This is a genomic window from Blastococcus sp. PRF04-17 (assembly GCF_023016265.1).
Taxonomy (GTDB): Bacteria; Actinomycetota; Actinomycetes; order Mycobacteriales; family Geodermatophilaceae; genus Blastococcus_B.
Window position 1 is genome coordinate 3,284,912 of record NZ_CP095412.1, and the last position, 13,483, is coordinate 3,298,394.

General features: G+C 73.4%; 13 protein-coding genes. 6 read left to right on the forward strand and 7 right to left on the reverse strand.

Translation table 11 applies throughout. The annotated features are described in order from the left end of the window. Positions 1-8 precede the first annotated feature (8 nt). The gene (locus MVA48_RS16610) at positions 9-1,739 is read right to left on the reverse strand and encodes a helicase (protein ID WP_246981817.1); all 1,731 of its coding nucleotides are present in this window, start codon (positions 1,737-1,739) and stop codon (positions 9-11) included. Between the two features lie 66 nt (positions 1,740-1,805). Between MVA48_RS16610 and MVA48_RS16615 the strand changes: the two genes are divergently transcribed. Continuing rightward, positions 1,806-2,660 carry an alpha/beta fold hydrolase gene (locus tag MVA48_RS16615; protein ID WP_246981819.1) on the forward strand — a complete coding sequence of 285 codons (855 nt, stop codon included), beginning with the start codon at positions 1,806-1,808 and terminating at the stop codon, positions 2,658-2,660. Positions 2,661-2,663: 3 nt separating this feature from the next. Here the strand turns inward: MVA48_RS16615 and MVA48_RS16620 are convergent, their stop codons facing one another. Both MVA48_RS16620 and MVA48_RS16625 read right to left on the reverse strand, forming a co-directional pair. After that, positions 2,664-3,509, reverse strand: a complete 846-nt coding sequence (locus MVA48_RS16620) for an ABC transporter permease (RefSeq protein ID WP_246981821.1) — start codon at positions 3,507-3,509, stop codon at positions 2,664-2,666. Further along, entirely contained in the window at positions 3,506-4,501 is a 996-nt protein-coding gene (locus MVA48_RS16625; RefSeq protein ID WP_246981824.1) for an ATP-binding cassette domain-containing protein, read from the reverse strand. Before MVA48_RS16625 ends, MVA48_RS16620 begins: the two co-directional genes overlap by 4 nt. A gap of 361 nt (positions 4,502-4,862) precedes the next feature. Between MVA48_RS16625 and MVA48_RS16630 the strand changes: the two genes are divergently transcribed. After that, on the forward strand, positions 4,863-5,216 hold the full coding sequence (locus MVA48_RS16630; RefSeq protein WP_246981826.1) for a DUF4190 domain-containing protein: 354 nt from the start codon (positions 4,863-4,865) through the stop codon (positions 5,214-5,216). 57 nt (positions 5,217-5,273) lie between these two features. After that, the gene (gene pgm / locus MVA48_RS16635) at positions 5,274-6,905 is read left to right on the forward strand and encodes a phosphoglucomutase (alpha-D-glucose-1,6-bisphosphate-dependent) (RefSeq protein WP_246981828.1); all 1,632 of its coding nucleotides are present in this window, start codon (positions 5,274-5,276) and stop codon (positions 6,903-6,905) included. Here the strand turns inward: pgm and MVA48_RS16640 are convergent. Further along, positions 6,902-7,810 carry a GGDEF domain-containing protein gene (locus MVA48_RS16640; RefSeq protein ID WP_246981830.1) on the reverse strand — a complete coding sequence of 303 codons (909 nt, stop codon included), beginning with the start codon at positions 7,808-7,810 and terminating at the stop codon, positions 6,902-6,904. The two genes, pgm and MVA48_RS16640, sit on opposite strands and share 4 nt — an antisense overlap. Positions 7,811-8,005: 195 nt before the next feature. Between MVA48_RS16640 and MVA48_RS16645 the strand changes: the two genes are divergently transcribed. Beyond that, positions 8,006-8,938 (forward strand): hydroxymethylglutaryl-CoA lyase, encoded by a 933-nt coding sequence (locus MVA48_RS16645; protein WP_246981831.1) that lies wholly within the window; start codon positions 8,006-8,008, stop codon positions 8,936-8,938. Further along, on the forward strand, positions 8,938-9,435 hold the full coding sequence (locus tag MVA48_RS16650; RefSeq protein WP_246981832.1) for a flavin reductase family protein: 498 nt from the start codon (positions 8,938-8,940) through the stop codon (positions 9,433-9,435). The genes MVA48_RS16645 and MVA48_RS16650 overlap by 1 nt, the downstream gene beginning before the upstream one ends. Before the next feature lie 13 nt (positions 9,436-9,448). Here the strand turns inward: MVA48_RS16650 and MVA48_RS16655 are convergent, their stop codons facing one another. Further along, positions 9,449-11,716 (reverse strand): SpoIIE family protein phosphatase, encoded by a 2,268-nt coding sequence (locus MVA48_RS16655; RefSeq protein WP_246981833.1) that lies wholly within the window; start codon positions 11,714-11,716, stop codon positions 9,449-9,451. 212 nt (positions 11,717-11,928) lie between these two features. Here MVA48_RS16655 and MVA48_RS16660 point away from each other — a divergent pair, with 212 nt between their 5' ends. Further along, positions 11,929-12,630, forward strand: a complete 702-nt coding sequence (locus MVA48_RS16660; protein ID WP_246981834.1) for a hypothetical protein — start codon at positions 11,929-11,931, stop codon at positions 12,628-12,630. On the opposite strand, the gene MVA48_RS16665 is transcribed toward MVA48_RS16660, so the two are convergent. Together MVA48_RS16665 and MVA48_RS16670 are read right to left on the reverse strand one after the other, a co-directional pair. Beyond that, a complete protein-coding gene (locus MVA48_RS16665) occupies positions 12,555-13,064 on the reverse strand; it encodes a hypothetical protein (RefSeq protein ID WP_246989375.1) in 510 nt (169 codons plus the stop codon). The genes MVA48_RS16660 and MVA48_RS16665 overlap by 76 nt on opposite strands. Beyond that, positions 13,057-13,422 (reverse strand): hypothetical protein, encoded by a 366-nt coding sequence (locus MVA48_RS16670; protein ID WP_246981835.1) that lies wholly within the window; start codon positions 13,420-13,422, stop codon positions 13,057-13,059. Before MVA48_RS16670 ends, MVA48_RS16665 begins: the two co-directional genes overlap by 8 nt. Positions 13,423-13,483: the final 61 nt, after the last annotated feature.

The following is a 13,483-nucleotide window of genomic DNA, read 5'->3' on the forward strand; positions in this document are numbered from 1 at the left end:
CGGTCAGCTCAGGCCTCCCCGGTCAGCGCCGCGGCCGGCAGCCAGTCCGCTCCCAGCAGCTCGGCGATCTCCTGCAGCGAGGACGTGTCGGCGCCGGCGGCCGATCCGCTGACCGCCAGCCGCTCGACCATGACGCGGGCGATCTGCTCCTCGACGGTGTCCTCGGCGAAGGCGATCCGCCACGGTGAGGTGCGGCCGTCGCGGTGCGTCCGGCCGGTGACCTGCCGAGCCTGGATGCCGGAGAACCGCGGCTGGTGGAACAGCCCGACGCGGGGGTTCTCCGTGGCGGACCGCCCGTCGGGCAGCAGTTCGCCGGCGTGCAGGCTGATCGAGGCGGTGACGGAGAAGACGCAGACCATCGCCTCGCCACGCTGGAACCGCAGTCGTTCGCCCTCCACGTCGAACCTGTCCCGTCCGTAGATGCCCGCGACGGTGACGCCCGCGTCGAGCAGCGCCTCCCGGATCGGGTCGGCGGCGGTCTCGACGAACTCGACCGACACCGCCACCTGGCGCTCTGCCTCCACCTGGGCCCTGACCCAGTCGACGGTGGCCTGCACTCGGATCAGCCCGGCCTTCTGCCGGAACCGCAGCAGGGCGGCGCGGCCGCGGGCGCTCTGCCGACCCCGCCGGGCCAGCTGCATCTCGGCTCGGAACTCCGACCACTCCGACTCGTAGGCGGACCGCTCCGCCGGGGTCAGCGCGACCGGGGTTCCGGTGACCGACACCGGGCCCCACGGTGCCGGTCGGTGCAGCGTCGCAGGCGGGTCGGTGTCGGCCAGCCAGCCCTGCAGGCGGGCGAGGTCGCTGCGCCGGGCGTCGGTGTCCTCGGTCCACTGCCAGCCGTAGCGGCCACGTTCCACGTGGAACCCGTGCGCGGCGAGCCGGCTCGGCAGGTCGGCCCACTCGCGGACCGACTCGCCGTGCCGGGCAGCGAACTCGGGCGCCAGGTAGGGCAGCTCCAGGGGCGTGTGCGCGGGCGTCGCGGTCGCCGCCAGCACGTACGGGACGTCCGTGACCCGGGCGGCGCCGGACACGGCCTTCCAGTGCTTCCAGCGCTGGGTGGTCGTGTGCCGGACCATGTGCGTCTCGTCGGCGACCACCACGTCGAAGCGCAGCTTCGAGACCTTGGCCAGCCGGTCCCAGGTGGTGACGCACCAGCGGAGCCCGCCGTCGCCGAACCCGGCGATGGACCGCGCCCAGTGCGGGATGGTGATGGCGGCCGGCCGGTCGGCGATCACCAGCACGGTGCGCACGTCGCGCTGCTCCGCCACCGCCTTGACCGCGAGGATGGCGGTGCCGGTCTTGCCCACGCCGGGGTCGTCGCCGAGCAGGAAGACCCGGCCGCCCGCGGCGGCGTGCGCGGCCACCACGTCGGCACCGTCGCACTGCTGGTCGCGCGGGGTGAGGGGACGGGCCAGGGGGATCGGCCGCGGCTTCTCGTTGAGCTCGTCCTCGAGGAACCGCTCGAACGTGTACGGCGGCGGGTCGTAGGGCGCGAGCTCGGGCGGGAGCTCGGCACCGACCCACACGTGCGCCTGCAGCCCTGGATGCCACACCGCCCCCGGCGCCGACGCACGGAACGGCACGGCCAGCACCCACACCCGCTCCCCGGGACCCGCGGTGGGCAGCGGCGGGGCCGTCTTCTTCGACCGGGTGGGCGTCGTGGCGCGCTTGCCGGTCGTCCTGCGGGTGGTGGTCGTGCTGCGGGCGGTCGTGCTCCGCCGCCGTCGTCCGGGCATGGGGTCTCCCCTCGTCCCCGGCACGGTAAGGGGCGGCACCGACGCAACGTCTGATGGAATCGCCGGGTGAGCGAAGACGAACGCTTGGCCTCGCGAACCCTCGGGGACGCCGGTCCGCACGTGGTCTTCGTGCACGGCCTGTTCGGCCAGGGCAAGAACTGGACGACGATCGCCAAGGGACTCGCCGACGGGCACCGGGTGACGTTGCTGGACCTGCCCAACCACGGGCACTCCCCGTGGACCGACCGGGTGGACTACCAGGACATGGCCGAGATGGTCGCCGCCGAGCTCGAGCGCCTCGGCGAGCCGGTGACGGTCGTGGGCCACTCGATGGGCGGCAAGGTGGCGATGCAGCTGGCGCTGCGCCGGCCTGAGCTGCTGCGCGCCCTGGTCGTCGTCGACGTGGCGCCGGTGCCCTATCCGGCGACGGGTGGGCGCACCGACGACCCCGACGAGGAGGCCTCGCCCTTCGCCGAGTTCATCGCGGCCATGCGGGCGCTGGACCTCGATGCGCTGGAGACCCGCGGCGAGGCCGACGAGGCCCTGCGGGCGGCGGTGCCCAGCCGGATGGTCCGCAGCTTCCTGCTGCAGAGCCTCGTCCGCGAGGGGGTGGGCGGCCAGGACGGTGACGGGCCGAGCGGCTGGCGGTGGCGGCTGAACCTCGAGCTGCTCGAGCGGGACCTCGGCGACCTGCGCGGCTTCCCCGACCCGCCCCCGGGCGCCAGCTTCGACGGTCCGGTGCTCTGGATCGCGGGGGCGGACTCGACCTACGTGCTCGACGAGGATCGGCCGCACATGGACGCGCTCTTCCCCTCCACCCGGCTGGTCCGCATCAAGAACGCGGGCCACTGGGTGCACAGCGAGCAGCCCGAGGTCTTCCTGGAGACGCTCCGCAGGTTCCTCGACCGCGTGGAGGGATGAGCGTCAGTCGCGGGACCGCCGACGGAACGCCGAGACGGCCAGCGGCGCGAAGATCGCCGTGAGCACGAGCGACCAGCCGATCGACACCAGCACCGGGTGCTGCAGCGGCCAGGCGGCGTCCGGCCCGGCCGGGGGGCCGTTGCCCCACAGCTCGCGGCACGCCTGGGTGATCGCGGAGACCGGGTTCCACTCGGCGATCGCGCGCAGCCACGGCGGCATGCTCTCGGACGGGACGAAGGTGTTGGCGACGAACGTCAGCGGGAACATCACCGTGAACATGAAGCCCTGGACCGACTCGACGGTGCGCATCAACGAGCCGACCCAGATGCCCAGCCAGATCAGCGCGAAGCCGAACAGCAGGAGCAGCGCGAACGCCAGTACGGCGTCGGTGAACCCGTTGCGGATCCGCCAGCCGATGAGCAGACCGGTTCCCGCCATGACGGCGACTCCGATGCTCGAGTGGATCAGGCTGGAGAGGCTCCGGCCGACCAGCACCGCCGGTCGCGGCACCGGCAGGGACTTGAACCGGTCGACGAACCCCTTCTGCAGATCGCTGGTCAAGCCCATGGCGACGATCGCCGAGGAGAAGACCATGGTCTGCACCATGATCCCGGGGAGCAGGAACTCCTTGTAGTCGGCGCCTGGGGCCGCGATCGCCCCGCCGAAGACGTAGGCGAACAGCAGCACGAACATGACCGACTGGACGGTCACGTCGAGCAGCATCTCCGGCATCCGACGGATGTGGATCAGGTTCCGCCACACGATGGTCGACGCCGCGCGCAGCAGCGACGGCGGCGAGACGGGCGGACGCGCGGGTGCCTGTGCGCGCGGGGTCTGGACGGCGGTCACTGCGGCACTCCCTGGCTCGTCGCGTCGTCGTCGTTCTCGGGCGTGCGCTCCGCTTCGGCGCGGTGCCCGGTGAGGTGCAGGAACACGTCGTCGAGGCTGGGCCGCGCCAGCCCCAGGTCGTCGAGCTCGATGCCGCTGCTCTCGAACACCGCGGCGATGCGGGTCATGTCGCCCAGGCCGCTCGCCTGAGCGGTCAGCCGGCGGCTCCCCCGTTCGACGTGCACCTCCTGGCTGCAGGACCGCATCAGCTCCTCGGCCCGGTCGAGGTCGGCGGCGTGCGTGAGCGTCACGACCACGCTGGCCCGGCCGGCCTGGTCCTTGAGCTGGGTGGGCGTGCCGGCCGCGATGACCCTGCCCTTGTCCACGACCACGATCTCGTCGGCGAGGTGGTCGGCCTCCTCCAGGTACTGCGTGGTGAGCACCAGCGTGGTGCCCTCCTGGACGAGCTCGCGGAGGACCGCCCACAGCCCCGAGCGGCTGTGCGGGTCGAGGCCGGTGGTCGGCTCGTCGAGGAAGAGGATCGGCGGCGCGGCGAGCAGGCTCACCGCGAGGTCGAGCCGGCGGCGCATGCCCCCGGAGTAGGTCTTGGCCATGCGGTCGGCGGCGCCCGCGAGGTCGAAGCGCTCCAGGAGGGAGTCGCTCACCTCGCGGACGTAGCGCTTGGGCAGCCCGTACAGGCTCCCGATCAGCCGCAGGTTCTCCCGGCCGGTCAGGATCTCGTCGACGGTGGCCGCCTGACCGGTGAGGCCCATGCTCTTCCGGACCTGGTTCGGCTCCTTCAGGATGTCGAAGCCCGCGACCCGGCCGGTGCCGCTGGTGGGCACGCTGAGCGTGGTCAACATGCGCACGAGGGTGGTCTTGCCGGCGCCGTTGGGGCCGAGCAGGCCGAGCACCGTGCCCTGGGGGACGACGAAGCTGACGCCGTCCACCGCGCGGTTGTCACCGAAGTGCTTGACCAGGTCGATGGCCTCGACCGCTGCCGTGGTGGTCATGCCGACACCTTCCACCCGGCTACCGACATTCCTGGGGCGCGTGCGCTCCCGGGGTCCATGCCGAGAGCATGCCGCTGCCGAATGCCCGCTGGTCAAGCGAATTCGCGGTGAGCTGAGCTACGCGCTCAGGCGATTCCTCCCGAGCGATCTCCGCGCCGCGCGGACGGACATCACCCGGGTGGAGGTCGCCTCGCTCGAACGGCACCCGGCGCGTTGACCGATGGTGGTCCGGAACCGGCTCGTACAGTTCCGCCGGACCGAGGGGCGGACCGTCGGGCACGGTGGAGGACGAGCAGATGACTTGGCAAGGACCGCACTCCGGTCATCCGGACCCCTGGGGTCCCGCGGCAGGCCGCCAGGGGTGACGTCCCCCTACGTCAGCCAGCCGCCCGCACCGACGTACCCCGCGCAGTTCGTCCCTCCGCCGGGCGGGGTCCCGCCGTACGGCCAGCCGTACGGGTACGGCTACCCGTACGCGCCACCGCGGCGCACGAACGGGTTGGCCGTCGCCTCGATGGTGCTCGGCATCCTGTGGATCTACTGGATCGGCAGCGTTCTCGCCCTCATCTTCGGCTACATCGCCCGCAGCCAGATCCGGGAGCGCGGTGAGGGCGGCGACGGCATGGCGATCGCCGGCATCGTCCTGGGTTGGGTGGGGATCGGCATCGTCGTCCTGGTGGTCTTGTTCGGGCTGGCCGTCAGGCCGGGCTACTAGCCCGCCCGCCGGGCGCCCGATCGAGCGCGCCACGGGCTGACGCGCCAAGATCAGCGCATGACCTCCCCGCGCGCCGGACAGCCCGCAGAGCCCAGGGACCTGGTCGACGTCCCAGCTCTCGTCAGCGCCTACTACACGGTGGAGCCCGACCCGGCCGAGGCGGCGCAGCAGGTGGCCTTCGGCACCTCCGGGCACCGCGGCTCCAGCTTCGACGCCGCCTTCAACGAGGCCCACATCCTCGCCACGACGCAGGCCATCTGCGAGTACCGGGCACAGCAGGGCCACGACGGCCCGCTGTTCATCGGCCGCGACACCCACGCGCTGTCGGAACCGGCCTGGGCGACGGCGCTGGAGGTGCTCGTCGGCAACGACGTGACGGTGCTCGCGGACGCCGCGGACCGGTACACGCCCACACCGGCGGTGAGCCACGCGATCCTCCGCGCGAACGCCGGGCGCACGACGGGCCTGGCCGACGGGATCGTCGTGACGCCGTCCCACAACCCACCGCGGGACGGTGGCTTCAAGTACAACCCGCCCACCGGCGGCCCGGCCGACACCGACGCCACCGGCTGGATCGCCGCCCGGGCCAACGAGCTGCTGCGGGCCGGTCTGAGCGGGGTCAAGCGCGTACCGCTCGACCAGGCGCGGACCGCGGCCCGGCCCTACGACTTCCTCGGCACCTACGTCGACGACCTGCCCAGCGTCGTGGACGTCGAGGCGATCCGGCAGGCCGGCGTGCGGATCGGCGCCGACCCGATGGGTGGCGCGAGCGTCGACTACTGGGCCGCGATCGCCGAGCGGCACCGCCTGGACCTCACGGTGGTCAACCCCGAGGTGGATCCCACCTGGCGGTTCATGACCCTCGACTGGGACGGCAAGATCCGGATGGACTGCTCGTCCCCGGCCGCGATGGCCTCCCTCGTCGGGCGGCGGCACGAGTTCCAGGTCGCCACCGGCAACGACGCGGACGCCGACCGGCACGGCATCGTGACCCCCGACGGCGGCCTGATGAACCCGAACCACTTCCTCGCCGTCGCGATCGCCTACCTGCTCAGCCACCGCCCCGGCTGGTCGACCGACACCGCGGTGGGGAAGACGCTCGTCTCGAGCTCGCTGATCGACCGCGTGGTCGCCGACCTCGGCCGGCGGCTCGTCGAGGTCCCGGTCGGCTTCAAGTGGTTCGTCCCCGGCCTGCTCGACGGCACCGTCGGGTTCGGCGGCGAGGAGTCCGCCGGAGCCTCGTTCCTCCGGCACGACGGCACGGTCTGGACGACGGACAAGGACGGCATCCTGCTGGCGCTGCTCGCCGCCGAGATCCAGGCCGTGACGGGCCGGTCCCCCTCGAAGCTGCACAAGCAGCTGACCGACCACTTCGGCGAGTCCGCCTACGCACGCATCGATGCACCGGCGACGCGGGAGGAGAAGGCCCGGCTGGGCAAGCTGTCACCGGAGGACGTGACCGCGACGGAGCTCGGCGGTGAGCCGATCGTGGCCCGGCTGACCCGCGCGCCGGGCAACGACGCCCCCATCGGCGGGCTCAAGGTCACCACGGAGAACGCCTGGTTCGCGGCTCGGCCGTCGGGCACCGAGGACGTCTACAAGATCTACGCAGAGTCGTTCAAGGGTCCCGATCACCTGGCGCAGGTGCAGCAGGAGGCCCGGACGGTGGTCGCCGCAGCTCTCGGCTAGGGCGGCGGAACGGTGCCGGTGCCCCGTCGGAGGGCCTTGTCCCGGTACATGGCGTCGTCGGCCTCGCGGACGACGCGCTCGTAGACCGTGGCCGGCTCCTCGCCGCCGGGCACCGAGCCGATCCCGATGCTCAACCCGATGGAGACCGGCCGGCCGCTGAGGGTGAGCGGCTCGGTGACCGTGGTCCGCAGCCGTTCGGCGAGAACCTCGGCGTCGGCGGGCTCGGTGTTCTCGCAGACGATGCTGAACTCGTCGCCGCCCAGGCGGGCCGCGGTGTCGCTGGCCCGCAGCACCGACCGCAGCCGCTCGGCGAACGTGACCAGCACGAGGTCGCCCATGGGATGACCCAGTTCGTCGTTGATGGCCTTGAAGCCGTCGAGGTCGGCGATCAGCACGCAGGTCGGCGTGTTCTCCCGCCGGCCGCGCTCCAGCGCGTGCCAGAGCCGGTCCTGGAACAGCAGCCGGTTGGGCAGCCCGGTCAGGGGGTCGTGCAGCGACCGGTGGACCAGTTGCGCCTCCAGCGCCTTCCGGTCGGTGATGTCCTCCACGATCATCACCAGGTGCGCCGCCTGGCCCGGTGCCGCGTCCACCCACGAGGCGGTCACCTGCACGGGGACGTCGGTCGCGTCGGCGCGCTGCAGGCGGGTCTCGTGCCGCATGGGACGGTTGGGGGCCGCGATCAGCGAGGCGTGCGCGTCGTTGGCGGCGGACCTGAGGTCGGGACGGATCTGGTCGAGCACCGATCGTCCGTAGAGCTGTTCCAGCGAGCGGCCGAGCATCGCGCAGAGCGCCGGATTCGCGTCGACGAGCACGCCGTCCGGTGTCGTCAGCGCGATGCCCATGGGCGCGTTGGCGAAGGCACTCCGCCGGTCGGCGGGGGGCAGCGCGTCGACCACCTCGATCACTCCCACCTCCTCACCCGTCCCCCGGCCTGTGCACATCTTCCCTGCTCGTACCCCCCGACGTGGGGCACCACGTCACGAGACCGTTCCGATCCCCCGAACGAGTCGCCCCCGGAGGAGGGAACGGCGGGGTGCAGGATGCGGGTGGGTACGACACGGCGGCCTGGTGCCCGGTGTCGCGACAGGAGGAGGTGCCGCGTGTACGAGTTCGACCTGGTGCTGCCCACCGAGGTGGACGTCCGCGAGGTGGGCATGCGCGACGGGCTGCAACTGGAGGCGCCGGTGCCGCTGGCCGCCAAGCTGGAGATGCTCGAGGCGCTCGTCGCGACCGGGGTGCGGCGGATCGAGGCGACGTCCTTCGTCTCCCCCAGGGCCGTCCCCGCCCTCGCCGACGCCGACCAGCTCGCCGCTGAGCTCGCCCGCTGGGCCGAGGTCCACTGGTCGGCGCTGGTCGCCAACGCCCGCGGGGCCACCCGGGCCGTCGACGCCGGCGTCGCCAACCTCGAGTACGTGGTCTCGGCCTCCGACGGGCACAGCCGTGCCAACGCCGGTCGCTCGACCGCCGAGGCCGTGGCCGCCGTCGCCGAGATCGCCGGTCTGGCCCACGGCGCGGGCGGCTCGCTCGAGGTCATCATCGCCACGGCGTGGGACTGCCCGTTCGACGGGCGGACCCCGATCGCGCGGACCGTCGACGTCGCGCGGGCCTCGGTGACGGCGGGGGCCGACCAGCTCTGCCTCGGCGACACGATCGGCACGACGACGCCGATGCGGGTCGTCCAGCTGCTCGACGCCGTCCGCCGTGCCTGCCCTGGCGTCCCGGTGGGCGTGCACTTCCACGACACCCGTGGCACCGGGCAGGCCAACGCCCTGGCCGCCGTCCAGGCCGGGGTGACCCAGCTCGACTCGTCGGTCGGCGGGCTCGGCGGCTGCCCCTTCGCGCCCGGCGCCAGCGGCAACATCGCGACCGAGGAGCTGGTCTACATGCTCGAGGAGTCCGGGGTGCGGACGGGCCTGGATCTCGACGCCGTCCTCGCCGCGGCACGGGTCACCGAGCGCGCCGTGGGTCACGACCTGCCGAGCTCGCTGTACCGGGCGGGCGGCCGGTCGGTGCCACGGGCCGAGGCCCGGTGATGGACACCCCGCGCATCGTCGATCCGCAGGTGATGCGCGAGGTGATGGGCCACTTCGCATCGGGCGTCACCGTCGTGACGGCTGTGACCGACGCCGGGCCGATCGGGTTCACCTGCCAGTCGTTCAGCTCGCTGTCGCTGGATCCCCCACTGGTGGCCTTCGCGCCGGCGCGCACATCGAGGACGTGGCCGCTGCTGCGGGGGATCGGGCGGTTCTGCGTCAACGTCCTCGCCGAGGGCCAGGACGACGTCTCGCAGAACTTCGCCCGGTCCGGGGAGGACAAGTTCGCGGGCATCCCGTGGCGGCCCAGCCCGCACGGTGCCCCCGTGCTCGAGGACGTGGTCGCCTGGATCGACGGCGAGCTCTGGGCCGAGTACGACGGCGGGGACCACACGATCGTGGTGGCCCGGGTGCTCGACCTGGGCGCCCACGCCGACCGTCGTCCGCTGCTCTACCACCGGGGCAGCTACGGCCTGCTGCACCGCAGCGAGGCGTAGGTCGGGTCCGGGCTCAGCCGAAGCGCAGTGCGATCAGCGCGACGTCGTCCCGGTGGTCCAGCGCGCCGCTGACCGCGGCGTCGCACAGCTCCCGGGGGCCCGCCCCGACCGGGGCGGCGGCGATCCGCTCGCAGAGCTCGCGGATGCCGGCGTCCATGTCCCTGCCGGGGAACTCGATCAGGCCGTCGGTGTAGGCGAGCAACGTCGTGCCCGTGGGCACGACGAGGTCGATCGACTCGCGGTGCCGGGTGGCGTCGACCCCGACCAGCAGCCCGCCGACCTCGTCGAGCACGCGGACGTCGCCGTCCGGCTGCCGCAGCAGCATCGGGGGATGCCCCGCGCTGGCGGCGTGCACCCGCCACGACTCCCCCGGCTGGTCCGGGCGGACGGCGCGCACGTAGACCATCGTCGCCAGCGAGGCGACCCGCAGGCCCTGGACCAGCCGGTCGACCCGCCCCAGCACGGTGCCGGGGTCGGCGTCCTCGGCGTCCCAGAGGCAGGCTCGCAGGAGCCCGCGCAGGTGCCCCATGGCGGCGGCGGCCGCCACGTCGTGGCCCACGACGTCGCCGACGACCAGGCCGATGGAGCCGTCGGGCAACGCCAGCAGGTCGTAGAAGTCGCCGCCGACGTCGGCGGCGGACGAGGCGCTGACGTAGTGGGCCGCCGCCTCGATGCCCGGGATGTCGGGCAGCTCCGGCAGCAGTGACCGCTGGAGCGTGTCGGCCACGCTGTGCTCGCGCTGGTAGAGCCGGACGTTGTCGATGGCCAGGGCGGCACGGGCGGCGAGCTCCTCGGCGAGGCCGACGTCGTCGCGGGTGAACGGCCGCTGCGCGGACGTCCGCACCAGCGCCATCGCCCCGCGCGTCCGCCGCCGCGCCACCATCGGGACGGTCAGGACGGAGCTGCCGCCCATCCGGGCGAACGCCTCGCGGGCGACCGGTGAGGTGATGGCCTCGGCGATGACCTCGGGCGTCAGCTCGGCGAGCAGCACCGGCTGGGAGGTCGTCATGCTGCGCCGGCTCGGCGAGACGTCCGGCAGGTGCATCACGTGATGGGCGGTGAACTCCTGCAGGTCCGCCTCGTGCCCCTCGCGGTGGCGGGCGACCGCCGTCCGGACGTCGCCGTAGTCGTCGAGCAGGGTCAGGTAGACCCAGTCCGCGAGGAGCGGTACGCAGAGCGCCGCCAGGCGGTCCAGCAGCTCGGACATGTCCAGCGTGGCGATCAGCGTGCTGGTCGCCTCGGCCATGAGCGCGAGCCGGCCCTGCGCGCGCTCGGCGTCCTCCTGCGCGCGCTCGGCGTCGGCGCGCGCCTGCTCCGCGATGGCCCGGGCCAGCTCCGCCTCGTGGCGGGCGGCCTGCTCGGCGGCGAACGCCGCCTCGCGCTCGCGCTCGACCCGGACCCGCTCGGTGACGTCGGTCTGCACGCCCACGTAGCTGACCAGTTCACCGCTGCCGTCGAGGACCGGGCTGATCGACAGCTGGTTCCAGAAGGCGGTGCCGTCCTTGCGGTAGTTGAGCAGCGTCGTGGTGACCCCGCGCCCGGCGGCCAGGGCCGTCCGGATCTCGGTGACCGCCTCCGGATCGGTGGCCGGGCCCTGGAGGAAGCGGCAGTTCCGCCCGACCGCCTCCTCGGCCTCGTAGCCGGTGATGCGGGTGAACGACGGGTTGACCCACACCAGCGGGTTGTCCGGCTGCCGCGGATCGGTGATGGCGAAGGTGATGTCGGTGGCGATGACCGCCCGCTCGCGCAGCGCCTGCAGGTAGGCCTCGGGGTCGGGCGACTCCTCCGGCGGGTCCAGCTTCAGGAACACCACCAGCGCGAGGGGCTGCTCGCTCCCGGACTGCGAGAGCGGGAAGCCGGTGACCCACAGGAGCTGCTCGTGCTCGATGTCGTGCCCTGATGCGCGGTCCGGCTCGCTGCTCTCGCCCGGCGCCAGCCTCACCGCCTCGCCGGTCACCGGCCGCCCCTGGGCGACGGCGGACAGCGGTCCGCTGGTGCTGGCCAAGGGATCACCGGAGAGGTCGGTCAGCCCTGCCGAGGCCCCCCACGTGTCGACGTCCACCGGCAGCCCGACGTTGCCTGCGAGCTCGACCGCCGCCGTGTTGGCGTACACGACCGTGCTGGCGTTGCGGTCGATGACCAGCACGGCCACCGGCACGTCGGCGAGCACGGCGGGCAGGGCCCCGGGCGTCGCCTCGTGGCCTCCGTTCCCGGAGACCACCGCGGTGGCGGCGGTGACGATCCCCGCCTGCCGCCCGAGGTCGGCCTTCCCCTCGAGCACGGACTCCGCACCGTGCGCGCTGCTTCGACCGTCCGATGGCACGAGCGCAATCTAACCGTGCGAGGTGAATGCGGAGAACGGACCGGTACCGAGCTGACCTGCGGACTCGTGCCGGGCGTGTGGTGGGCCTCGTCGCCGGGAACGCAGCGGACCGGCCGATCGTCGCCGGGACACACCCGGGGGACCGCGGCGGGACCTGCGAGGAGGTCACGATGGGACTGCTCGACCGGATCTTCGGACGCCACCGGGACGGCGAGCAGCGCCGGTACCCGCCGCAGTACCCGCCGCCCGCCGCGCCGCACGGCCGCGGCGAGCAGCTGCCCGACGACCAGGCCGTCGCGCGGTACCGCTACCTGCTGCGGACCGCACCGCCGGAGACCATCGAGCAGGCGCACGCCGAGGCCTTCGCCCAGCTCACCCCGGACCAGCGGCAGCAGGTCCTCACCCAGCTGGCCGCGGCCGTCCCCTCCTCCGAGCGCCCGCGGACCGACGACGCCGCGACGCTCGCCCGCGTGGCCACCCGCGCGGAGCTGCGCCGGCCGGGCACGCTGGAGCGCGCCCTGGGCGGCTACGGCCCGGGTCACGGCCCGGGTCACGGCCCCGGTCACGGCGGTGGCTACGGCGGCCCGGGCATGGGCAGCATGATCGGCGGCAGCCTGCTCGGCACGATCGGCGGCCTCGTCATCGGCACGGCCGTGGCCGACGCCCTGTTCGACACCGGTGTCGGTGACGGCGGCCTCTTCGGCGGCGGCGAGGAGGCCTACGCCCAGGGCTACGAGGACGGCGCGGCTGCCGACAGCGGGTGGGACGACAGCGGGTGGGACGGCGGCGGCTCGGACTACGGGGACTTCGGCGGCGGGGACTTCGGTGGTGGGGACTTCGGTGGTGGGGATTTCGGTGGCGGCGACTTCTGAGCCGTGCGGCGCAGGAGCAGGAGTCCGAGCACCGGCAGCACCAGCGGGATGAAGAGGTAGCCGCGTCCGTAGGCCGACCAGACCGTCTCGTCCGGGAAGGAGGCAGGGTCGGTGAGGGACAGCGTCCCGACCACCAGGACGCCGATCAGCTCGACGGTGATGGCGACCAGGGCCGTGCGACGTCCCCACCGGCCGCCCCGCGCCAGCGCGATCGTCGCGACCAGGTAGACCGCCGCGGCGAACGCCGACAGCAGGTAGGCCACGGGAGCCTGGTCGAACCGCGTGGCCAGCTGGACCGCCGCCCGGGCGCCGGCGGCCAGCGCGAACGTTCCGTAGATCGCCACGAGCACCCGGCCCACACCGCTCCGACTCGTCGTCGTGCCGTCCTGATCGGCGGGTGCGCCGAGCGCCCGGAAGCCATCGCCGTCACCCACCGGCGGCCTCCCACAACTGGAGCAGCCGCCACACCATGACACCGACGACGGCGCCCGCGACGGCGAGCACCGTTCCCGCCCAGCGGGTCAGCTCGACCCGCGCCCACAGCGCACCGGCGACCGGCACCAGGACGACGGTGACCAGGTAGGACACGAAGGTGGGCAGCTCGACCGGCTGCGCGCCTCCGGCCATCGCCGTGATCACCAGGACGGCCTGGAGGAGCACCAGCGCCTCCAGCAAGCCGGCCACGCCGAGGTGCGCGAGACCGACCCGGCGGCGGGCCAGCGTCGAGGCGACCCCGAGCAGGGCGAGGACGACGGCGACCACGGTGATGACAGCGACGAGCGCACCGCTCACCGGGACGGACCCCGGACCGCGGCCGGCACGTCAGCTCCCTGCACGGGCCCATTCTCCGGGC

Coding starts and splice junctions, on each gene's coding strand:
- MVA48_RS16650 (WP_246981832.1), top strand. CDS start 8,938: ATGGACACCCCGCGCATCGTCGATCCGCAGGTGATGCGCGAGGTGATG.
- pgm (WP_246981828.1), top strand. CDS start 5,274: ATGACCTCCCCGCGCGCCGGACAGCCCGCAGAGCCCAGGGACCTGGTC.
- MVA48_RS16625 (WP_246981824.1), bottom strand. CDS start 4,501: ATGACCACCACGGCAGCGGTCGAGGCCATCGACCTGGTCAAGCACTTC.
- MVA48_RS16660 (WP_246981834.1), top strand. CDS start 11,929: ATGGGACTGCTCGACCGGATCTTCGGACGCCACCGGGACGGCGAGCAG.
- MVA48_RS16610 (WP_246981817.1), bottom strand. CDS start 1,739: ATGCCCGGACGACGGCGGCGGAGCACGACCGCCCGCAGCACGACCACC.